Origin of the sequence: Mycobacterium sp. 94-17, assembly GCF_035617725.1 — a bacterium.
In the GTDB taxonomy this organism is placed as follows: Bacteria; Actinomycetota; Actinomycetes; order Mycobacteriales; family Mycobacteriaceae; genus Mycobacterium.
Genome location: NZ_JAPIYN010000002.1, coordinates 48,299 through 68,736, shown reverse-complemented (window position 1 = coordinate 68,736; position 20,438 = coordinate 48,299). Strand labels below are relative to the sequence as shown.

Annotated in this window: 18 protein-coding genes; 12 read left to right on the top strand and 6 right to left on the bottom strand. The window is 66.9% G+C overall.

Annotation, left to right across the window (positions count from 1 at the left end; genetic code table 11):
* Positions 1-124: 124 nt before the first annotated feature.
* Together OQ789_RS03190 and galT are read right to left on the bottom strand one after the other, a co-directional pair.
* Complete coding sequence (locus OQ789_RS03190; protein WP_324683467.1) at positions 125-1,258, bottom strand: galactokinase; 1,134 nt, start codon at positions 1,256-1,258, stop codon at positions 125-127.
* Positions 1,255-2,427 (bottom strand): galactose-1-phosphate uridylyltransferase, encoded by a 1,173-nt coding sequence (gene galT, locus OQ789_RS03185; protein WP_324683465.1) that lies wholly within the window; start codon positions 2,425-2,427, stop codon positions 1,255-1,257. The genes OQ789_RS03190 and galT overlap by 4 nt, the downstream gene beginning before the upstream one ends.
* A gap of 37 nt (positions 2,428-2,464) precedes the next feature.
* On the opposite strand from galT, the gene OQ789_RS03180 reads away from it, so the two are divergent.
* From OQ789_RS03180 to OQ789_RS03170, 3 genes are all read left to right on the top strand, one after another.
* Complete coding sequence (locus OQ789_RS03180; protein ID WP_324683463.1) at positions 2,465-4,684, top strand: FUSC family protein; 2,220 nt, start codon at positions 2,465-2,467, stop codon at positions 4,682-4,684.
* 72 nt (positions 4,685-4,756) lie between these two features.
* Positions 4,757-6,016: a cytochrome P450 gene (locus OQ789_RS03175; protein ID WP_324683461.1), complete on the top strand. Its 1,260-nt coding sequence runs from the start codon at positions 4,757-4,759 to the stop codon at positions 6,014-6,016.
* Between the two features lie 116 nt (positions 6,017-6,132).
* Positions 6,133-6,630 (top strand): SRPBCC family protein, encoded by a 498-nt coding sequence (locus OQ789_RS03170; protein ID WP_324683459.1) that lies wholly within the window; start codon positions 6,133-6,135, stop codon positions 6,628-6,630.
* Here the strand turns inward: OQ789_RS03170 and OQ789_RS03165 are convergent.
* Positions 6,608-7,048 carry a MerR family transcriptional regulator gene (locus tag OQ789_RS03165; RefSeq protein ID WP_324683457.1) on the bottom strand — a complete coding sequence of 147 codons (441 nt, stop codon included), beginning with the start codon at positions 7,046-7,048 and terminating at the stop codon, positions 6,608-6,610. The two genes, OQ789_RS03170 and OQ789_RS03165, sit on opposite strands and share 23 nt — an antisense overlap.
* Before the next feature lie 61 nt (positions 7,049-7,109).
* Here OQ789_RS03165 and OQ789_RS03160 point away from each other — a divergent pair, with 61 nt between their 5' ends.
* From OQ789_RS03160 to OQ789_RS03150, 3 genes are read left to right on the top strand one after another with little or no spacing between them, the layout of a single operon-like run.
* On the top strand, positions 7,110-7,427 hold the full coding sequence (locus OQ789_RS03160; RefSeq protein WP_324683456.1) for a hypothetical protein: 318 nt from the start codon (positions 7,110-7,112) through the stop codon (positions 7,425-7,427).
* The gene (locus OQ789_RS03155) at positions 7,424-7,789 is read left to right on the top strand and encodes an STAS/SEC14 domain-containing protein (RefSeq protein ID WP_324683454.1); all 366 of its coding nucleotides are present in this window, start codon (positions 7,424-7,426) and stop codon (positions 7,787-7,789) included. Before OQ789_RS03160 ends, OQ789_RS03155 begins: the two co-directional genes overlap by 4 nt.
* A gap of 7 nt (positions 7,790-7,796) precedes the next feature.
* A complete protein-coding gene (locus tag OQ789_RS03150; protein ID WP_324683452.1) occupies positions 7,797-8,969 on the top strand; it encodes an FAD-binding domain in 1,173 nt (390 codons plus the stop codon).
* Between the two features lie 7 nt (positions 8,970-8,976).
* On the opposite strand, the gene OQ789_RS03145 is transcribed toward OQ789_RS03150, so the two are convergent.
* The gene (locus OQ789_RS03145) at positions 8,977-9,849 is read right to left on the bottom strand and encodes an alpha/beta fold hydrolase (protein ID WP_324683450.1); all 873 of its coding nucleotides are present in this window, start codon (positions 9,847-9,849) and stop codon (positions 8,977-8,979) included.
* Positions 9,850-9,883: 34 nt separating this feature from the next.
* On the opposite strand from OQ789_RS03145, the gene OQ789_RS03140 reads away from it, so the two are divergent.
* Positions 9,884-10,789 (top strand): NYN domain-containing protein, encoded by a 906-nt coding sequence (locus tag OQ789_RS03140; protein WP_324683449.1) that lies wholly within the window; start codon positions 9,884-9,886, stop codon positions 10,787-10,789.
* A 215-nt stretch (positions 10,790-11,004) separates the two neighbouring features.
* On the top strand, positions 11,005-12,366 hold the full coding sequence (locus OQ789_RS03135; protein WP_324683448.1) for a hypothetical protein: 1,362 nt from the start codon (positions 11,005-11,007) through the stop codon (positions 12,364-12,366).
* 15 nt (positions 12,367-12,381) lie between these two features.
* On the opposite strand, the gene OQ789_RS03130 is transcribed toward OQ789_RS03135, so the two are convergent.
* Together OQ789_RS03130 and OQ789_RS03125 are read right to left on the bottom strand one after the other, a co-directional pair.
* Positions 12,382-12,846, bottom strand: coding sequence for a hypothetical protein (locus OQ789_RS03130; protein WP_324683446.1), 465 nt, complete (start codon positions 12,844-12,846; stop codon positions 12,382-12,384).
* A 43-nt stretch (positions 12,847-12,889) separates the two neighbouring features.
* A complete protein-coding gene (locus OQ789_RS03125) occupies positions 12,890-14,041 on the bottom strand; it encodes an acyltransferase (RefSeq protein WP_324683445.1) in 1,152 nt (383 codons plus the stop codon).
* 291 nt (positions 14,042-14,332) lie between these two features.
* Here OQ789_RS03125 and OQ789_RS03120 point away from each other — a divergent pair, with 291 nt between their 5' ends.
* The 4 genes from OQ789_RS03120 (at position 14,333) to OQ789_RS03105 (ending at position 20,418) form a co-directional block, all read left to right on the top strand.
* Positions 14,333-15,610, top strand: coding sequence for a glycosyltransferase (locus OQ789_RS03120; protein WP_324683444.1), 1,278 nt, complete (start codon positions 14,333-14,335; stop codon positions 15,608-15,610).
* 46 nt (positions 15,611-15,656) lie between these two features.
* The gene (locus OQ789_RS03115; protein ID WP_324683442.1) at positions 15,657-16,601 is read left to right on the top strand and encodes a DMT family transporter; all 945 of its coding nucleotides are present in this window, start codon (positions 15,657-15,659) and stop codon (positions 16,599-16,601) included.
* Between the two features lie 32 nt (positions 16,602-16,633).
* Positions 16,634-19,798 carry an ATP-binding protein gene (locus tag OQ789_RS03110; protein WP_324683441.1) on the top strand — a complete coding sequence of 1,055 codons (3,165 nt, stop codon included), beginning with the start codon at positions 16,634-16,636 and terminating at the stop codon, positions 19,796-19,798.
* Between the two features lie 152 nt (positions 19,799-19,950).
* Positions 19,951-20,418, top strand: a complete 468-nt coding sequence (locus tag OQ789_RS03105; protein ID WP_324683439.1) for a cold shock domain-containing protein — start codon at positions 19,951-19,953, stop codon at positions 20,416-20,418.
* The last annotated feature ends 20 nt before the right edge of the window (positions 20,419-20,438 follow it).

Genomic DNA, 20,438 nt, shown 5'->3' with positions numbered 1-20,438 from the left:
TACTCCGGAAACGAGCCGACGACGCTCTATTCGCGGGCGTTTTGGCCCAGTAAACGGATAAAGATCGTGGGTGCGGCGCGGCGCAGTCGTGTCCGCCCTGGTACCGGCCCGAGTTCGGGGAGACTCACAAGGGCCCCGCGGGCCCCGCGGGCCCCGCGCCCGCGGGGCCCGCGCCCGCGCCCGCGCGGGTTCGGGTGACCGACGGTCGCTCGAACCCGGCGTCGGCCGTGGCGCCGCGCACCTGCGCGCCGACCGCATCCACCCGGTCCAGCGGCACCAGGGCGATCACGCAGCCGCCGAAGCCGCCGCCGGTCATCCGCGCGCCCAGCGCGCCGGCGCGCACCGCCGCATCGGCGATCAGGTCGATGCGCGCGGTGGTGATCTCGAAGTCGTCACGCATGGAGGCGTGCGAGGCGGTGAAGATCCGGCCGGCTTCGGCATAATCCGAGTCACCCAGTGCCGCTACGCAATCCACGACCCGCTGGTTTTCGGTGAGCACGTGGCGGGCGCGGCGGGCGTCGACGGGGTCACGCACGCCGGCCAGGACGCCGGCGCCGTCCCGGCCCGCGCGGTCCTGCACCTCACGCAGCGACACCGCCGACAGATCGGCAGCCGCCCGCTCGCACGACGCGCGCCGCGCCGCGTAGTCGCCGCCAACGTGGCTGTGGCGCTCCCCGGAGTCGATCAGCAACAAGGCGACGCCCGCGGATTGCGGGTCGAAAGCCACCGGCGTGACGGTGAGGTCGGCGAAGTCGATCAGCACCGCCGCGTTATCCCGGCCGAAGATCGCGGCCAGCTGGTCAAGCAAACCCGTTGGCGCGCCCACATATTCGTTCTCCGCACGCTGGGCCAGCCGGGCCTGCTCCCTGGGTTCGATGCGGACACCGGCGGCCGATGTGATCGCGCCCAGCGCGGCGCATTCCAGTGCCGCCGAGGACGACAGGCCCGATCCCATCTCCACGTCGCTGGTGATCGACATCGTGCCGCCGGGCACCGGGTGGCCGCCCTGGCGCAGCGCCCACACCACGCCGGCCACATAGGCGGCCCAGCCGGCCACCTCGCCGGGCGCGGTCCCGATCGCGATGCGCACCGGGGCGTCGGCGCGGTCACTGAGCACGGTGATCGCATCGTCGTCGGCGGGCGTGAATGTCGCGACGGTGCGCTGCGGCAGGGCGATGGGCAGCGCGAGACCCAGGTTGTAGTCGGTGTGTTCGCCGATCAGATTGATCCGCCCCGGCGCGGCGTAACGGATCGTCATCGCAGTTCGGCCAGCCGCCGGGCCACGCTCTCCGGAGTGACGTCGCCGATAAAGGCGTCCATCGCCGACTCAGAGGCCGCCAGGTACTTGAGCTTGGTCGCGCTGCGCCTGATGGACATCAGTTCGACGTGGAAGTAACCCTCGGCCTGGGCCGCGGTGTCGGCGTATTGGTGCAGCGCCGAAATGTAGGGCAGCGGTGTGGAATACATTCGGTCGAAGCGCCCCAGCACGTCGAGGTAGACCCGCACGAACCCATCCAGTTCGTCCTCGTCGAGCTCGGTCAGGTTGCGCACGAACCGATTCGGGTAGATGTGCACCTCCACCGGCCAGCGCGCCGCGAACGGCACGAACGCGGTGAACAGTTCGTCGCGCGCGATGATGCGGCTGCCCTCGGCGACCTCACGGGCCAGCAGATCACCGAAGAGGTTGCCGCCATGCCGTTTTCGATGCCGCCGCGCCTGCTCCAGCATGGTGGCGGTGCGCGGCGTCAGGAAGGGGTAGCCGTAGATCTGACCGTGCGGATGGGTCAGCGTCACCCCGATTTCCTCGCCACGGTTCTCGAAGCAGAACACCTGCTCGATGCCCGGCCGTGCCATCAGGTCGGCGGTGCGGTGCCGCCACGCCTCCACCACCAGCCGCGCGTGCGCCGGCCGCAGCCGGGCGACGGACCCGGTGTGGTCGGCGGAGAAACAGATCACCTCGCAGCGACCGACCGCGGGCGCGCTGGTGAAGCCGTCCTCGACGGGCACCGGCGCCGCGGCGGCCGACGACGGCAGCGCGCCGGACAGGCTGGGAAATCGGTTCTCGAAGACGACAACGTCGTAGTGCGCGGCGGGCACTTCGCTGGTAAGCCCGGAGGGGCCCGGGCACAGCGGGCAGGCCTCCGGCGGTGGCTTGTAGGTGCGGTCCTGGCGCAGCGCCGCGATGATCACCCACTGCCCGGTGGACCGGTCGAACCGCAGCTGCGACTGCGCGGCGGGTTCGCGCGCCGGCAGCGGCCTGCGGTCTGCGACCGGCGCGGGCCGATGCCCGGGCAGCGCGAAGAACAGCAGGTCACGACCGTCAGCCAGCTTCGCGTGGGTCGGCGGAGTCACGATGTCGAAGACTAGCTTGGTCGCCGCGGCGGGGTTCGGGTAACCATGGTGGATACGCGCAAGAGAGGCGGTCATCGGAATCACTGTTCTTTACGAACGCGCCCGCATCTGGGTGATCGGCTCCGATCCCGGCTTGCTTCGGCTGCGCATGGCGACCCGGACGACGGCGGCGCTTGGCCTGTCACTGTTTTCGCTTTTCCTGCTGACCAGGGCGACGGGACAACCGCTCACCGTGGCCCTGCTCGGTGTCGTGATCACCATGGTCGCGTCGCGCTCGGTCAACGAGCCCGACCCGCGCCGGCAGCGCATCACCATGGCGCTGCTGCCCCTGCCCGCAGCGGTGTGCATCACCGCCGCCGCGGTGCTGGCCCCGCACCAGGTGGCCAGCGACGTGGTCTTCCTCGTCGTCGTGTTCGCCGCGGCGTACATCCGGCGCTTCGGGGCGCGGGGCCGGGCGCTGGGCATGGTCGCGTTCATGTCCTACTTCTTCACGCTGTATCTGCGGGCCCGCCTCGCGGAGCTGCCCTGGATGATCGGGGCGGTCGCGGTGGGCGCCGTGTGCACGTACGTGATGAGCGCGTACCTGATGCCCGATCGCCGCGAGCGGGTGCTGAATGCCACCATTCGGGCGCTGCGGGCCCGGATGGCGATCGTCCTCGACACCACCGCCGAGGCGGTGCGCACGGGCCGTCTCGATGATCGGCGGCGCCGCCGCATGCGGGCCCGCACCATCCGGCTCAACGAGACCGCCCTGATGGTGCAGAGCCAGATCGAAGACAAGGCCGACCCCGGCACCCTATGGCCCGGCGTCACCGCCGAACAGCTCGCCCCCTGGCTGCTGGACGCGGAGCTGGCCATCGAATGGGTCGCCACCGCCGGCCGGCGGGCGGCCGTCATCGCGTGCGAGCACCCCGGTTCCATGCCCGCGCCCACCCGGGCCGCACTGGTCGACGCGCTCACGCAACTGTCGCGAGCCATCCGGCTTCCCGAACCCGACGGGCTGCGCCGGGCCGCCGACCGCGCGCAGCGGCTGATCGACGAGCAGCGCGAGCCCGCTGCGGACCCGGCGGGTGACGACGAGGGCGGCGCGGCCGTGCGCCGCCTCGCGCTGGCGATCATCAACGCGGCGTCGGCGACTTCCGACGTGCGGGCGATCGTCGACCGGGTGGCCGCCGGGCGCTCCCTCGGCGACGGTGACGGTGAGCGTCCCCAGGCGCCCATGGACGCCGTGCCCGACGAGGCCGTCGAAGAAGAGCCGGTTACCGGGCTGCGGCCCACCACCCGGCAGGCGATCCAGGTGTCCGTCGCCGCGTCCCTGGCCATCGTCGTGGGCGAGCTGGCATCGCCGGCGCGCTGGTATTGGGCGGTGATCGCGGCGTTCGTCATCTTCGCCGGCACCAACTCCTGGGGCGAAACGCTGACCAAGGGTTGGCAACGCCTGCTCGGGACGCTGCTCGGCGTGCCCTGTGGCGTGCTGGTGGCCACGCTGCTGACCGGCCACAAGACCGCCGCGCTGGCCGGCATTTTCGTATGCCTGTTCTGCGCCTTCTACTTCATGACGGTCACGTACAGCCTGATGACCTTCTGGATCACCACGATGCTGGCTCTGCTGTATGGCCTGCTCGGCCAGTTCTCGTTCGGCGTGCTGATGCTGCGGATCGAAGAGACCGCGATCGGTGCCGTCATCGGGGCGACCGTCGCGGTCGTGGTGCTGCCGACCAACACCAGGACGGCGATCCGCAGCGATACCCGCGCGTTCTTGACGAGCCTGTCCGGCCTCGTCGAGATCTCCGCCGCGACCATGTTCGGTGTCCAGGACAGCGCCGGCCCGTCCGAGCAGGCCCGTCAGCTCGGACGGGACCTGCAGCAGTTTCGGGTCACCGCCAAGCCGTTGCTGGCCGGCGTCGCCGGCCTTGCCGGCCGGCGCAGCATCCGGCGCGCGCTGCGGATCTTCACGGCCTGCGAGCGTTACGGCCGGAGCCTGGCACGCAGCGCCGAGCAGTATCGGGATCCCATCGGGTCGCCGGCTTCGGAACTAGCGCAAGCGTTTTCGGCGGCCGCGGCCCAGACGCGACGCAACATCGACGCGTTGCAGGAAGCCATCGAGGGCGGCCACCCGCCGACCCTGGTCTCGGCGGCCGACGAACTCGACACCGCGGAGACGCTGGCCCGGCAGCAGGACGGCAACGGTCCAGGCGACACCGGTCCCGATACGCGGCGCCTGCTCACCGCGGTGCACTCGCTGCGCCAGATCGAGCGCGCCGTCATCACCGCGGCCACCAATCTCGGTGGGCGCGAAAGCGTCACGACGGCCAGCCCCGCATCGGGCTGATGATTTGCTAGGCGATCCGCACGCCCGCGGCTACCATCTTGCTAACCGCCGCAGGAGTCGAGGAGAGATCCCATGCCGACACCGAACCTCCCGCCGGGATTCGATTTCACCGACCCCGACATCTACGCGCAGCGGCTCCCCGTGCGGGAGTTCGCCGAACTGCGCGCCACGGAACCGATCTGGTGGAACGAGCAGCCCCTCGATCAAGGGGGCTTCGGCGACGGCGGTTACTGGGTGGTGACCAAGCACCGCGACATCCGGGAGGTGTCGCTGCGCAGCGACGTCTTCTCCTCGGCCACCAAGTCGATCGTGCCGCGCTATCGAGAAGACCTGGCGCAGGGGCAAATCGAGGCGGCACGGGCGTCGATGATCATGATGGACGACCCCGGGCACAGCCGGCTGCGCAAGATCGTCTCGCGCGGTTTCACGCCTCGCGCGGTGGAGCGGTTGCGCGCCGAACTCACCGAACGCGCGCGACGCATCACCGTCGACGCCGCCGCGCACGGCTCGGGCGACTTCGTCCGCCAGGTGGCGTGCGAGCTTCCGCTGCAAGGCATTTCGGGCCTGCTCGGCGTGCCGGCGGAGGACTACGACAAGCTGTTCGACTGGACCAACAACATGATCGGCAGCGACGACCCGGAGTTCGCCGGCCATGACGCGCTGACGTCGGCGGGCGAATTGATGTGGTATGCGATGCAATTGGCGGCCCGCAAGGCCGAAGAACCCGGTCCCAAAGATCGCGACATCGTCACCACGCTGATCGAGGCCGATTCCGAGGAGCAGCGACTCTCCGACGCCGAGTTCGGCATGTTCGTGGTCACGCTGGCCGTGGCCGGCAACGAGACGACCCGGAACTCGATCACGCAGGGGATGATGGCCTTCACCGACCACCCCGACCAGTGGGAGTTGTTCAAGGCGCAGCGACCGAAAAGCGCCGCCGACGAGATCATCCGCTGGGCCACCCCGATCACGGCATTTCAGCGCACCGCGCTGGTGGACACCGAGCTCGGCGGCGTGCCCATCAAGAAGGGCCAGCGGGTGGTGCTGTTCTACCGGTCGGCTAATTTCGACGACGAGGTCTTTGCCGACCCGTTCACGTTCGACATCCTGCGCAGCCCCAACCCGCATGTCGGATTCGGCGGTACCGGAGCGCATTACTGCATCGGCGCCAATTTGGCCCGCATGACGATCGACCTGATGTTCAACGCGATCGCCGACCACATGCCCGGCCTGCGCTCCGCCGGTGACCCCCAGCGGCTGCGGTCATCCTTCATCAACGGCATCAAGCATTGGCAGGTGGACTACCGGGGGGCGTGTCCGGCGACGCGCTGATCAGGCGCACGAGGCCCGGCTTCGCGCACGCCGACCTGCTAAATATTCACGTATGCGCATGTATGCACTAACGTGGTCGGCGGAGATCCCCAAGCAACGAGAGGAAGTGGTTCCAGGTGTTTGAGTTCACCGAATCGGTCGTGATAGCCGCGCCACACGCACGGGTGTGGAGCGTGCTCAGTGACATCGATCGCTGGTGGCTGGCGTCCAACAGTGAGCATGGAAGCCTCGAGCACCTGGACTCACTACCGGCGACACAGGTCGGCGCGCGACTGCGGATCGCGGAGAAGATCGGTGGGATACCCGGGGTTGCCGAGGGGACGATCACCGCGGTGGATCCGGGCAGGGCGGTCACCTGGGAGGCCGACGCACGGTATCGCTGGTGGGGCGTTGCACTGCGGGTGGATGAGGGCGTGACCTGGCGCGTGGAGCGCAAGGACGAGGCGACCACTCGCGTCAGCGCGCGGGTGTGGGCCACCTTCCCGCGCCATCCGGTGGGGCGCATCGCCGCCTTCGCGTTCGTGCACCCGCTCAACGGCATCGAAAAGGACCGCGAGCACACCCGAAGCGAGTTGCGCTATCTCAAACGGCTCATCGAAGATCCGCGGACATAGCCACAGCCTTATCACCGGGCTGGGACAAACCTTCCAGCACAACGCATTGCGTGGCGGCCCGGCCACCGCAGTCGGCCTTCGAGGTCGCGATCAATTCGGCGATGCGGCTTTCCAACGTTTGCAAGTCCGTGAGCTTTGCCCGGACCGCGGTGAGGTGGAGCTCGGCCACGTCACGGGCCTCGAGGCAGGACCGGTCGGCATCGTGCGTGAGTTCGACGAGATCGCGGACCTGCTCGACCGAGAAATCAAGGCCGCGGCAGCGTCGAATGAAAGTCACCCGCCGCACATCGTCGTCCTCATAGCGGCGCTGACAGCCGACCCGCCGCGGATTGGGCAGCAGACCGACCTGTTCGTAGTAGCGAATGGTCGATGCCGTCGTCCCGGTTGCCTCGGCAAGCTCGCCGATTTTCAGAGCCATACCCCCATGGTCTCGTGTGCGGTATTGACCCTCAACCCACTTGAAGTCCGATCCTGGAGGAATGCCCGAGAATGACCTTGCCTGCACGCTGACGGCCACTGACCACGCGGCGCGAATTGCGTGGATCGGACACCTCAACGCGACGGCCCTGCAGACTTATCAGCGCGATGGCCGGCGCATCCGGCTGCGGTACCGGCCGGTCGCCGCCGCGCAGGCGCGAGAACTGGTCCGCCGCGAGCGACAGTGCTGCCCGTTTCTCCGGTTCAGCACCGAGCAAGCCGACGACGCGTTCGTCGTGACGATCGACGCGCCCGCCGATCTGGGTAGTGCGGCCGATGAGCTTTTCGCGCCCTACACCCAACCGGGAGGCCGGTCGTGATCGAGGTCATGCGCGAGAGCGCTGCCGATGTGCTGGGGCTGCGCGCGACGAACAAACTGACCACCAGCGATTACCGCGACGTCCTGGAGCCCGCGGTGCGCAGCCTGCTCGACCGCTTCGGCAGGTGCAACGCGCTGCTTTTCATCGACGAGCCCTTCGACGGATGGACCCTGCGCGCGGCGTGGGCCAACACCGTGTTTGACGCCAAGCACCGCAACGACTTTGACAAGGTTGCGGTGGTCGGTGCACCACGATGGGAGCAATGGTGCGTCAATGTCGCGGCCGCGTTACTGATGAGCGGCGAGTTGCGAACGTTCGACCGTGACCGACTGGACGCCGCATGGCGATGGGTGCAAACGTAGAGCCATCATGAGAATCGCCATCAGCGGGGCCGGCGTGGCGGGGGCGGCGCTCGCCCACTGGCTGCATCGCACCGGCCACACGCCGACGCTGATCGAGCAGGCCAACCACTTCCGCACCGGCGGCTACATGATCGACTTCTGGGGCGTCGGCTTCCAGGTGGCCAAGCGCATGGGCATCGAAGCGCAGATCCGCGCCGCGGGCTACCAGATGGAACGGCTGCGCTCGGTCGGCTCACGCGGCGAGGTCAAGGCGGACGTGGACGTAAACGTCTTTCGCCAAATGCTTGGCGCCGACCTCACCAGCCTGCCGCGTGGCGATCTGGCCGAGGCGATCTTCACCACCATCGAGGACAAGGTCGAAACGATCTTCGGCGACAGCATCGCCACCGTCGACGAGCACAGCGACGGTGTGCGACTCACCCTGGACAGCGGCAGCACGCGCGAATTCGACCTGGTGATCGGGGCCGACGGACTGCATTCAAACGTCCGCAATCTGGTCTTCGGGCCCGATCGACAATACGAGCTCTACCTGGGCTGCAAGGTCGCGGCCTGTGTGGTCGACGGCTACCGGCCGCGCGACGAGCTGGCCTATGTCACCTACGCCGAACCGGGGCGACAGCTGGCACGTTTCGCGCTGCGCGGCGACCGCACCACGTTCTTGTTCATCTTCCGCGCCGACCACGGTGATGCCGGGGAACCACCAAAGATGCAGCTGCGCAGGGTGTTTGGTGGCTGCGGCTGGGAGGCCAATGAGATGCTGGCCGCCCTCGACGAGGTCGACGACCTGTACTTCGACGTCGTCAGCCAGATCCGGATGAACAGCTGGTCGCGCGGCCGGGTGCTGCTGCTCGGTGACGCGGCCGGGTGTATCTCGCTGCTCGGCGGCGAGGGCACCGGCCTGGCGATCACCGAGGCTTACGTGCTGGCAGGCGAACTCATGCGCGCCGGGGGCGACCACCGCCGCGCCTTCGAGGCCTACGAAAAGCGCCTGCGCCCCTTCATCGAAAGCAAGCAGGCCGGGGCGGCCCGCTACATCGGGTTCTTCGCCACCCGGACCCGATTCGGGCTGTGGTTCCGGAACCTGGCGCTGCACACCATGAATTTCCGGCCCCTGGCAACGCTGTTCGCGGGGAGCGTGCGCGACGACTTCGAGCTACCGGACTACGGCTACGACGGGTAGCCATGTATCACACGCTCGGCTGCGGGCTTTCGTTATCGCGGCGTTCGCCCGTGGTGATGAAGTCCTCGATCAACTCCACCACCTGCTCGGGCGCCTCGACCTGCGCGAAGTGGCCGACGTCGGGCAGCACCTCGAGTCTCGCGTCCGTGCGCGCTTCGTGCGCGGCGTAGGCGTGGTCGACGGGGATGATGCCGTCGCGCTCGCCCCAGATCGCCATGACCGGTAGATCCTCGCGCAGCCGCAGCCTGTTGAGCGCGCTGACCGCCTGCCCGCGGTAATCCACCACCGATCGCAGTGTCCGCAGGAACGACTGCCGGGTTTGGCCGTCCGCCAGCGACGAGTAGGCGCTCCACAGCTCGGCGCCGCGCGGTGAGCGGATGCCGGCGCTTTTCATCCAGGACCGCAGCTTGTTGCCGACGGACAACACGGGCGGCGGGGCGATGGTCGGCAGCACGAACTCCGCCCCGGGCGCCGAGAGCAGCCGCAACACCCATCCGACGTCGGGACCCAGGCCGCCGCTGCTGATCAGGATCAGCCGTTGGGCGTAGTCGGGGTGCTGGTAGACGAACTGCATCGCGACCCCACCACCGAGCGAGTGACCGACGACGGTTGCGTGGCTGACGCCGAGCTCGTCCAGGAAATCACGAAGCCACACCGCGAAAGCGCCCAGCGAGTAGTCCGTGCGGGGTTTCGCCGAGTCGCCGTGGCCGAGCAGGTCCGGGGCGATCACCCGGAACTGCTTCGACAGCGGCGGGATCACCGACCGCCAGGTCTCCGAACTGCCCGCCATGCCGTGGATGAGCAGCAGCACGTCGCCATCGCCCTCGTCGCGATAGGCGATGCGATCGCCGTGCAGCTGGAGAAACTTCACCTCATTCATGAGGGCTGGGTACCCGCTTTGATCCTGCTCAGCAATGATCGAGTGCATGACCGAACCGGTTGCGACCCGAGTGGCTGTCTACCTCGACTTCGACAACATCGTGATCTCCCGGTACGACCAGATCCACGGGCGGAATTCCTTTCAGCGGGATAAGGCCAAGGGGCTCGAGCAGCACGCGGAGCGGCTGGACCGGGCGACGGTCGACGTCGCCGCCATCCTCGACTTCGCGTCGTCCTTCGGGACCCTGGTGCTCACCCGCGCCTACGCGGACTGGTCGGCGGATATCAACGCCGGATATCGCGGGCAGCTGGTGGCCCGCGCGGTCGATCTGGTGCAGCTGTTCCCGGCGGCCGCCTACGGCAAGAACGGTGCCGACATCCGGCTGGCCGTCGACGCGGTCGAGGACATGTTCCGGCTGCCCGACCTGACCCATGTGGTGATCGTGGCCGGCGACTCCGACTACATTCCGTTGGCCCAGCGCTGCAAGAGGCTCGGCCGCTACGTGGTCGGCATCGGGGTGGCCGGCGCCTCGAGCCGGGCGCTCGCGGCCGCCTGCGACGACTTCGTCATCTACGACGCGCTGCCGGGGGTTCCGGCGCCCGCACCGGCGCCGGCCGACGCGGAGACGGACAAGCCGAAGAAGCGGGCCCCCGCCCGCGGCAAGACGACCGGCCGGGACGAGCCGGACGAGCAGCCCGACCCGCAGCCCGCCGCCACCGCCCTGCTGACGCGCGCCCTGCAGATCGGCCTGGACAAAGACGACGTCGACTGGCTGCACAACTCCGCCGTGAAGGCACAGATGAAGCGGATGGACCCGTCGTTCAGCGAAAGATCCTTGGGATTCCGCTCATTCAGCGACTTCCTGCGCTCGCGCTCCGATGTGGTCGAGCTGGACGAGACGTCGACAACGCGGATGGTGCGGCTGCGCGCCCACGATTGAGCGGCCAAGAGCCCGCTCGGTACACGTTCCCGCTTTTATGTATGGCGAGAGAGACCGGCGCCCTGGAAGCCGATGATGAGCCTGAGCGGACCCAAGAGCTTCGACCGACAGGTGGCGCCGGCGACCCTGTGATGGCGGGCCGTGCGCGTCCGAGTCGCGGTCGCATCGGGGCGGCTCTACGCTCCTTGGTTACACGAACTTAACGGGAGTTTTCAATGCGTGCAGCCTGGGCCCCCGCGGCACGGCGCCTCTTGCGCGGCTACCGGCGTGCCGTAGTCGCGTCGGTGGGCTGCCTGGCCGTCGCGTCCTGTTCGGAGACCGTGGCGCCGCCCGCGCTCACCGCCACCACCCCGACGTCCGCGTCGAAGACGAGCGTCCACGCCGCCGCCCCGGCCGCCCCGGTCACCGGCCCGCTGCAAAAGGACTGGAAGAGCTACGGCGGCACGGCGTATTTTGGCTGCCCGGAGAAGTTCTCGGTCAGCAAATCGGCACTCGAGGACATTCGGCCGAAGATCTTCGACCCGAAGAGCGGGCAATACGTCGCGCCCGCCGTACCTACGATCCCCGCCGGCGACTCCCTCACCGGCGGCATCTGCGCGCTGACCGGCACGGTCGACGACATGAAAGTCGTGTACCTCGTCACCACCGTCACGCCGGCGCAGGCCGGCGCCCCGGCCGTCACCAAGACCACCGCCTACGCCGTCGACTCCAAGACCGGCCGACAGGTGGCCGGCAAGGAGTTGCAGCCGCCGGCCCCCGAGCTGAAGCCGGCCGCGCCGAACGAGTGGGGGCTGGCCTCGACAGCCTCGGGCGTGGCGTGGCTCAACGCCTTCACCGACGGCCACGGCGCCGCATCCCCGCCCCGGACCGTGGTCCTGGGCGGCGGCGACCTGTCGATGACGTGGAACGATCCGCAGCCCGCCCGAGCCTGGCAGGACGTGCTGGCTTTTCAGCGCAACACCGAGCCCGGCAAGATGTCCGGCGCGGAGCTGCGCCTGCCCGGCGGCGAAGCGATCTACCAGGACAACGACGTGCAATCCGTCGACGCCGAATTATCAGACGGCCCAAACAAACTGGTGAAACTGACGCACTGGGATTCCTACAACCCGCCGGTGCTGTCGACGATGTTCTACGACCTCAACGCCAAGTCCGTCATCAAGATCGGCGATTCCGACCGGATCTCGGGCGGCGGCCTGACCGCGGCGCTGTCCGATGGCAAACTGTTCGTCGACGGCCACGGCTCGGACACCTCCCAGTTCGGGTTTGGCGTATGGAACCTGCGCAGCCAGCAGTGGGACTTCCAGAAAAGCCGAGACGAAGCCAAGAAGCTGTCGATCTCCAGACTGGCGTTCTTCGAAGACCACCTTTACATCACCGGCAGCAATGGGACATTCTCCGTGATCGCCTTGCCCGCAACCGATTCCGTGGCATCGAACTGGGCACTTCGGCCCTTCGAGCGGATTTCCGGGTGGACGCTGGTATGCCGTGGCGAGACCGCGCCGGGCGCCAACGGCGAGTGCAAGGAGATCGTCATGGTGCAAGACCAGGACGGTCACTACCCGGGCCCCTGGTTCTGACCGTCGCCTGCGGCCTCAATCAGGTTGGCTCACAGTTCTTTTCGCCCTGGCGACGACGAGCGCGGTACAGACCACCAGCACGCCGGTGGCCGCGGCCTCGGCGATCAGCGCGCCGATGTTGAGCACTTCCCGCTCTGAGCCCAGGGATACCCCCATCTCGCGCGTCGCGTCGCCGGCCAGTACAACCGGATGCACCAAGCACAAGACAGCGCTGACGAATGCGACGGCCGCGCATCCGCATGCGACGAGGTCCAGTCCGCGCACGCGCGTCGCAGCAAGCAGCGCCCCGGCCGCCGCCAGCGAGGCGACCAGCACGGTCCATCCCGGTGCGCTGTTCACGAGGCCGGTGAGCAGGTCGTCGTAGTGTTCGCCGTGCTCGCCGATGTAGATCCCCAGGCCATTCCACCGAAACGGCAATCCCAGCCGGTTCAGGTCAATCCATGGCAGCAGTGTCAGTGCGGCCGACGCGATGGCCGCCACGACGGCCGTCAGAGTAATTGCCTTGGTACGCATCGGGTTGCCGTCAGGTTGTGCGGGCGGTGGGACTCTCCGCAACCATCTGCCCGAGATGACTTTCGCTTGTCGCGGCGACAGTCTTGCGTTTGAGACGCGACTTCAGTGCCATCGCGGGTTTCTCGACCGCAAACCAGCTCAGCGCCGCCAGCGGCAGGGTGGCGATTGCCGCGACGATCGCGAACGCCACCGGATTCAAAACGACGAGCCCGCAGATGATCAGCAATTGCTGCATCGGCCACGCGTAAATGTATACGCCGTAGGACAAATCCGTCCGTAATCTCAAGTGCTTATTCCGGATGAGGGCACCGGAAACGATAATTGCGTAAGCCAACGGAATTGCGGCGACCAACCGGTAATTGGGAAGCGCACTGGCCGCTAGAACGATGACTATGCTCAGCACAACGAGCGACCATCGAGCGGGAATTATGTCTCGCAACTGATAAACGAGGGCGCCGGCCAGAAACATGACCGCGAAACGGGCAGCGATCACGCCGAGGATCTGCGCGGGAGTCAGACCGTGGACGTTTTGCTGCCCGGCCAGTGGTTGCTCGGCAACGGTGTCACCAAACGGCGGGAGTATCGCCGAGGCGCAGAGCGCAAGGGCCAGCAACGAAGGAACCAGCCAACGACGCCTGAGCAGGCCGATGATGCCGAAGCCGGCAACCGCGATGTAGCACAACACCTCCCACTGCAGGGTCCACAGGGAACCGTCCCACCCTGGCCATGGGGTTCCGCGCGGTGTTCCGCCCACATCGAACTGAAGAAGCATCACCGCGCTGTTCTTCAAGACATACGTGATCGGCGCGCCGGACGTCAGCAGCGCGACGGCCGAACCGCCTTGAATCGCCACGGCGATCGGGGCGATGACGAAAGCGGTGACGGCCAGGCACACCCATAATCCGGGCAGGATACGAAGACTTCGGGCAACGAAGTAGCTACGCAGCCGCGGGTTGCTGAACCAGCTCGACATGATGAGGAAGCCCGAGATCGCAAAGAAACCGTCGACCCACACGTCGCGGAGTAGCTGCTGAGCTGGCGCAAACGACACGTGACGACCGGTGAGTGGCCACGAGTGGCACAGGATTACTCCGGTCGCCAGCGTCAACCGCCAGGCATTCAACGCGTTGTTCCGCGGATCGAATTCTTGTCCGAGTCTCATGCTGAGCGGTGCTCGCCGCTTCGACCTGTGGTGGCGTGTTGATTCACGCCGGTAGCTACGAAGCGATCAGAGTCATCGGTGTCGACACGTCGCAATGTCACGCCCCCCGCAACCTCGACCAGGTTCACGCCATAATCCTGCCCGACAACGATGGCATCCGACCAGGCTTCGGCCAAATTGACGCACGGAATCGGAAGTCGTTCACTGCCGGGTGCGGCGGCGTGTCGCGGCACTTGGCAGCCACCCTGACCAATTCATTTGTGCGTGCACCGAATTGATACGGTGGTTGGGATGCGATTTGTGCTGGCAAGTCATGGAACTCGCGGTGACGTCGAACCTTGCGTTGCTGTCGGACTCGAGTTGATGCGCCGTGGGCACGAGGTGCACATGGCGGTACCGCCCGAGCTGGTCGGCTTCGTCGAGTCGGTGGGCGTCGAGTGCACTGGTTTCGCGCTCAAAACGCAGCCACTGCTGGACGTATACAACGACTTTTGGGCGTGTTTGCTCCGGAAGCCTTGGAGGGTAGGGGATCTCAGTAGGCTGCGGTCCGAGTACCTGGCAATTATTGCCGAGTGCTGGGACAACGTGGGCGCGACGGTGACGTCGCTATCGAACGACGCCGACCTGCTGCTGGTGGGCCTGCCTTTCCATGAGGCCACCGCCAACGTCGCGGAATATTACGACATTCCCTTCGCCACCCTGCATTGGTTTCCGGCGCGCGCCAACGGCCAGTTGATGACGTTTGTGCCGGCGCGACTCGGCCGATTCCTCATGGCGGTGGCAGATTTCATGAACTGGCGCCTGACGAGAAAGCTCGACAACCGGCAGCGCCGTGAACTGGGCCTGACGAAGGCAACCTACCCTTCGCCGCGCAGGATCGCCGAACGCGGGTCGCTGGAGATCCAGGCGTACGAGGAGCTTTGCTTTCCCGGGCTGGCATCCGAATGGGCCGAATGGAATGGTCATCGGCCGTTCGTCGGCGCGCTGACGATCGAGATGCCGACGGATGCCGATGACGAGGTCGCGTCTTGGATCGCCGCGGGGGAACCGCCGATCTTCTTCGGTTTCGGCAGCATGGAGGTCAAGTCGGCGGCCGACACCTTCGCCATGATGGAAGCCGCCTGCGCCAAGTTGGGCCAGCGGGCGTTGATCTGCTCGGGCGTTAGCGAGTTCGGGCACTTCGCCGATGGCGAGCGCGTCAAGGTCGTCGCCGCGACGAACTACGCGGCCGCGTTCCCCTCCTGCCGAACGGTTGTGCACCACGGTGGCGCGGGCACCATCGCTGCGGGACTGCGCGCCGGAGTCCCTCAACTGATCCTCCCGATGGACACGGTCCAGCCGTTCTGGGGAGCTCAGGTCGAAAGATTGAAGGTCGGCCTCGCGCGGCGTTTTTCGAGCATCACCGAAGAGTCTCTGGTCGCCGACCTGCGGACCCTCCTGGATCCCCAATACCAGGCCCGGGCCCGCGAGATCGCCTGCCGGATGTCCACGCCCACGCAAAGCGTCGTGGCCGCAGCCGATCATGTGGACAGTTACGCCCGCCTGAGGCGCGTGCTGACCGATCGCTGACCGGTCTTTAGTTAACGGCGCCGAAGTCACGGGTATCCGCCAGGGCATGGGGTGGGTGACGGAACACGCAGTCGCGATCGTCTCGGCATTGCTTTCCGCGTTATGGGCCGCGGTGGGAATCGTCGTCCGGCAACGGGCCACCCAGCGCGTTCCGGGTCACGAGGCCATGTCCGCGGCGATGGCCGGCACGCTGGTCCGCCAACCGTTGTGGTGGGCGGGCACCGTTGCCGCGGTGGCCGGCTACGTGTTTCAGGCCGTGGCACTGGCCCACGGATCGCTGCTGCTGGTCCAGCCGCTGCTGGTGTCGTCGTTGCTGTTCGCGTTGCCGTTGAGTGCGGCGCTGTGTCACCAGCGCATCAGTCGGATCCAGTGGGTCTGGGCAATGCTGTTGACGGCCGCACTGGCGGTCTTCCTGCTGGTGGGCCAGCCCCGCGAGGGCCACGGCCGTCCGCCGATACCGGCATGGACGCTGGCGTTGGCGATCAGTGTGCCGTCGGTGCTGGTCTGCGTCGTCGCCGCCCACCGCGCCGCCGGGCGGATGCGGGCGTCGCTGCTGGGCGTCGCGGTGGCGGTCCTGCTCGGGATGATCGCGGTCGTGACGAAGGTCTGCACTCACCGCTACTCGGTCGGCGGGTGGCACGCGCTGGTGACCGTGCCGGCTCCGTACGTGCTGGTGGCGCTGGCGGTGACCGTGAACCTGGTGCAGAACTCGGCGTTTCATGCCGGGGCCCTGCAGGCGTCGGTACCGATCATGCTGGTGGGCGAGCCGATCGTCGCCGTCGTACTCGGGGTCGTCGTGCTCGGTGACCACCTGGCGGCGGGTGGCTTGACGGCGCTGATCCTGGTCATCGCCGTGGTGGCGATGGTGACGGCCACGATCGCCCTGGGCCGCAGCCAGGCGATCGACAACGGCGATGGTGACGCCGGGCAACCCGGTTCGCCGTCGGACACCGAAGCCGGGCTCGCGACGGGGAACCCCGCCTATTCTTAAGGATCTCGGGGGCCGGATCGGCGGAGGCTTGGATGACGGCCAAGGCAACGTGCCGGACATGTGGCACCACTCCGCTAGAGCACGCCCGGTTCTGTCACGGCTGCGGCTCACTGCTCACCGCTGACGACATCCGGGCCGAGTACAAGCAGGTCACGCTTCTCTTCGCTGACGTGGTCCATTCGATGGCCATCGCGGCATCCGTCGGTGCAGAGCGCCTCCGCGAGATCATGGCCGACCTCGCCGACCGCGGTTCGGCGGTGGTGCGGCGCTATGGCGGCACGGTGGACAAGTTCACCGGCGACGGCATCATGGCCGTGTTCGGGGCGCCGGTGGCGTTGGAGGACCACGCGTTGCGCGCGTGCCTCTGCGCGCTGGGTATCCACGAGGCGCTTGCCCCGCTGGCGGGTGAGGTCAGCGATCGCGATGGCCTCGAGCTGGCCTTACGCATAGGGCTCAATTCCGGTCAGGTCATCGCCGGAGAAGTCGGCTCGGGCTCGTTTGGCTACACCACCATTGGCGAGCAGGTGGGCATGGCGCAGCGGATGGAGTCGGCGGCACCACCGGGTGGGGTGATGCTCAGCGCCTCGACAGCACGGCTTGTCAGTGGCGTCGCGATTCTCGGCGAGCCTCAGCTGGTTCAGGTCAAGGGAGCCGATCAACCAGTGACCGCTTGTCGCCTGCTGGGCATCGGCGAACGGCGGCGCGTGATCGGCCGTCCTGAACCGACGTTGGTCGGCCGGCGGTGGGAGATCTCCGCCGTCGAGGCCCTGCTGGAGCGTGCGGCAGCGGGACAGGGCGCTGTGCTCGGCATGGTCGGCTCGCCCGGCATAGGCAAGAGTCGTCTGGTTCGAGAGATCGCGGCGCTGGCAGCCGCCCGCGACGTGGAGGTGTTCACCGCATCCTGCGAGTCGCACACTCGCCGGGTCCCGTTCCATGCCGTTACCCGCCTGTTGCGTGCGGCCTTCGGCGTGGACGGCCGAGACGCGCAGGATTGCCGCGCCTCGTTGCATGCGAGGCTGTCGGATGCCGATCCGGAGGACCTGCAGCTTCTCACTGATTTGCTCGGCATTGCGGACCCGGGCGTTCAGCTTGCGCGGATCGATCCCGACGCGCGTCGCCGTCGGTTGACGGCACTGGTGAATACCACGTCGTTGGCGCGGACGAGTCCGGCGGTGTACGTGGTGGAGGACGCGCATTGGATCGATGCGGTCAGTGAGTCGATGATCGCCGACTTCCTGACCGTGATCCCGCAGACGAATTCTCTGGTGATCGTCACCTACCGCCCCGAGTATCGTGGCGCACTAGCCCAGCCACCGGGTCCGCGGACCATCGCGCTGGAGCCACTCAGCGATCGGGAAACCTCCGCGCTGATCACCGAGTTGCTCGGGCCGGATGCGTCTGTTGGCGCACTCGGCAAGATGATCACCGAAAAAGCCGGTGGCACTCCGTTTTTCGCCGAGGAGATGGTGCGGGACCTGGCTGAGCGGCAAGTGTTGTGTGGCGAACCGGGCGCGTACAGGTCGACGGCACAGGTAACTGCGGTCAGCGTGCCCGCGACGCTGCAGGCCACCATCGCCGCACGCATCGACCGTCTCGATCGGTCCGCTAAGCGCACCTTGAGCGCGGCGGCCGTGATCGGGGCACGGTTCACCCTCGACCTGGTGACCGCGTTGGGGGTCGAACCATCGGTGGCCGACCTGGTGGAGGCTCAGTTCATCGACCCGGCCGGGCCCAGCGGCCAATTCGAGTATGTGTTCCATCATCCGCTGATCCGTGCGGTGGCCTACGAATCGCAGCTCCTCTCCGATCGCGCCGAGTTACACCGGCGCGTCGCGGCCACTATAGAAGCTCGCGACCCGGATTCGGTCGACGAGAACGCCGCCTTGGTTGCCAATCACCTAGAGGTTGCCGGGGATCTGCCGGCAGCTTTCGAATGGCATATGCGAGCGGGAAACTGGTTGACCCACCGCGATATCAGCGGTGCGCGGATGAGCTGGGACCGAGCGCGTCAGGTGGCTGACAGGTTGCCCGCCGGGGACGCCCGGCGTGTGAGCATGCGAATTGTGCCGAGGACGCTACTGTGCGCCACGATCTGGCGGGTCAGCGCAAGCCTGGACGACATCCGCTTCGACGAATTGCGCGAATTGACCGCCGCCGCGGGGGACAAGCGGTCCCTGGCCATCGGCATGGCGGGGCTCGTGCAACTGATGCAGTTCTACGGCGAGTACGCGGAGGCCTCGCGATTGGCTTCGCAGCATGTTGAACTCCTCGAATCGATCGGTGATATCGAGCTGACCGTCGGCCTTTTGACGGTGCCCACGATCGTCAAGTGGTCGGTGGGTGAACTGCACGAAGCCATCGCGCTGAGTCAGCATGTCATCGAGGCATCCCGGGGCGATCCCACCATGGGCAACGTGATCGTGGGTTCGCCGCTGGCGCTCGCACTGGTGATGCGCGCGTCGGCACGATGCGCCCTCGGCATTCCCGGTTGGCGAGAGGACTTCGACGACGCCATCGCGCTGGCGCGCGAGACCGACAAATTCACGTTCTGTGCTGTCGTCATGTTCAAATACGTTGCCACCCAAAGCTGGGCCCTTCTGCCCGGTGACGATGCCCTGCGGGACACTGCTGAGGCGCTGGAGATCGCCCAGCAGTTCGGTGACGACTTCACGCTCACCAACGCGGAGTTCGCCCGCGGGCTCATCTTGGTCCGCCGCGAGGACGCCGACCGGGAATTGGGATTCCAACTGCTGGACAGGTCTCGTCGCGCGGCACTCGAGCATCGAAACATCATCGTCGCCGCGTGGTGTGTCGACATCGAACTCGCAGCAGAGAAGAACCGGACCGGTGACTACGACGGCGCCATCAGCCTGTGTCGCGCAATACTGGAAAACGAAATCCGCAGCGGTGAAATGACCAATCGAGGTTGGTGCACATCCGTCCTGGTCGAAACGCTGCTCAACCGGGGTAACCACGGAGACCTTGACGAGGCGCAGCAGGCGATCGATCAGCTCGCGGCAACGCCGACCGAGCCCGGGTTCGTCTACCACGAGCTTCCCCTCCTGCGGTTGAACGCACTGCTTGCCGGGGCGCGCGGAGACAATGATCGCTACCGTGATTTCCGCGACCGGTACCGCGTCCGCGCCGAATACCTGGGTCTTGAGGGTCACATCGCGTTAGCCCACGCTATGGCCTGATGCGGCGCGCGGAAAGCGAATGTCAAGCCGTTCGCCGAACCAAAACTTTTGCGACCGAATGATTCTCACCGGTGTCCTCTGGCCGTGGCGTGGCCGCAAGGAAGCGCGCCGGGGCGCGTCGAGCCGGCCGCGTGTAGCCAAGGCCGAGCGCGGTGGTGGACGCGATTACTATTGTCGCCGACACGGGTCTACAGACAGAGGTATCCATGAGAGTCACCGGCAAAGTCGTTCGTTTCGACGAGGTTCGCGGTTATGGCTTTATTTCTCCCGATATCGGCGGTGAGGACGTATTCCTTCACGCCAATGATCTGGAGATCAACAAAGCACGTGTCCGGCCAGGCGTCAAAGTAACTTTTGAGATCGAAGAGGGGGCCAGGGGGAAATTCGCGACGGCCGTCCGATTACCTGTTGCTTCGCCGGACGCTGCGCCGGCGAGTCACAATGACGCTTCGACCGCAGATGGCGAATACTTCGATGTTCTCTCGGTCGATGATTTCAAACGCATCGTCACCGAGATGCTTTTGCACATCAGCCATCCCATCAATGGAGAACAGATCCTCGAAGTGCGCACAGGCATGGAGACGCTGGCGCAGAAATACGGTTGGATCGAATCTTATTGATCGTGGCACAACCGTGCCGG

Coding starts and splice junctions, on each gene's coding strand:
- OQ789_RS03190 (WP_324683467.1), bottom strand. CDS start 1,258: ATGACGATCCGTTACGCCGCGCCGGGGCGGATCAATCTGATCGGCGAA.
- galT (WP_324683465.1), bottom strand. CDS start 2,427: ATGACCGCCTCTCTTGCGCGTATCCACCATGGTTACCCGAACCCCGCC.
- OQ789_RS03175 (WP_324683461.1), top strand. CDS start 4,757: ATGCCGACACCGAACCTCCCGCCGGGATTCGATTTCACCGACCCCGAC.
- OQ789_RS03165 (WP_324683457.1), bottom strand. CDS start 7,048: ATGGCTCTGAAAATCGGCGAGCTTGCCGAGGCAACCGGGACGACGGCA.
- OQ789_RS03160 (WP_324683456.1), top strand. CDS start 7,110: ATGCCCGAGAATGACCTTGCCTGCACGCTGACGGCCACTGACCACGCG.
- OQ789_RS03150 (WP_324683452.1), top strand. CDS start 7,797: ATGAGAATCGCCATCAGCGGGGCCGGCGTGGCGGGGGCGGCGCTCGCC.
- OQ789_RS03145 (WP_324683450.1), bottom strand. CDS start 9,849: ATGAATGAGGTGAAGTTTCTCCAGCTGCACGGCGATCGCATCGCCTAT.
- OQ789_RS03140 (WP_324683449.1), top strand. CDS start 9,884: ATGATCGAGTGCATGACCGAACCGGTTGCGACCCGAGTGGCTGTCTAC.
- OQ789_RS03135 (WP_324683448.1), top strand. CDS start 11,005: ATGCGTGCAGCCTGGGCCCCCGCGGCACGGCGCCTCTTGCGCGGCTAC.
- OQ789_RS03125 (WP_324683445.1), bottom strand. CDS start 14,041: ATGAGACTCGGACAAGAATTCGATCCGCGGAACAACGCGTTGAATGCC.
- OQ789_RS03120 (WP_324683444.1), top strand. CDS start 14,333: ATGCGATTTGTGCTGGCAAGTCATGGAACTCGCGGTGACGTCGAACCT.
- OQ789_RS03115 (WP_324683442.1), top strand. CDS start 15,657: ATGGGGTGGGTGACGGAACACGCAGTCGCGATCGTCTCGGCATTGCTT.
- OQ789_RS03110 (WP_324683441.1), top strand. CDS start 16,634: ATGACGGCCAAGGCAACGTGCCGGACATGTGGCACCACTCCGCTAGAG.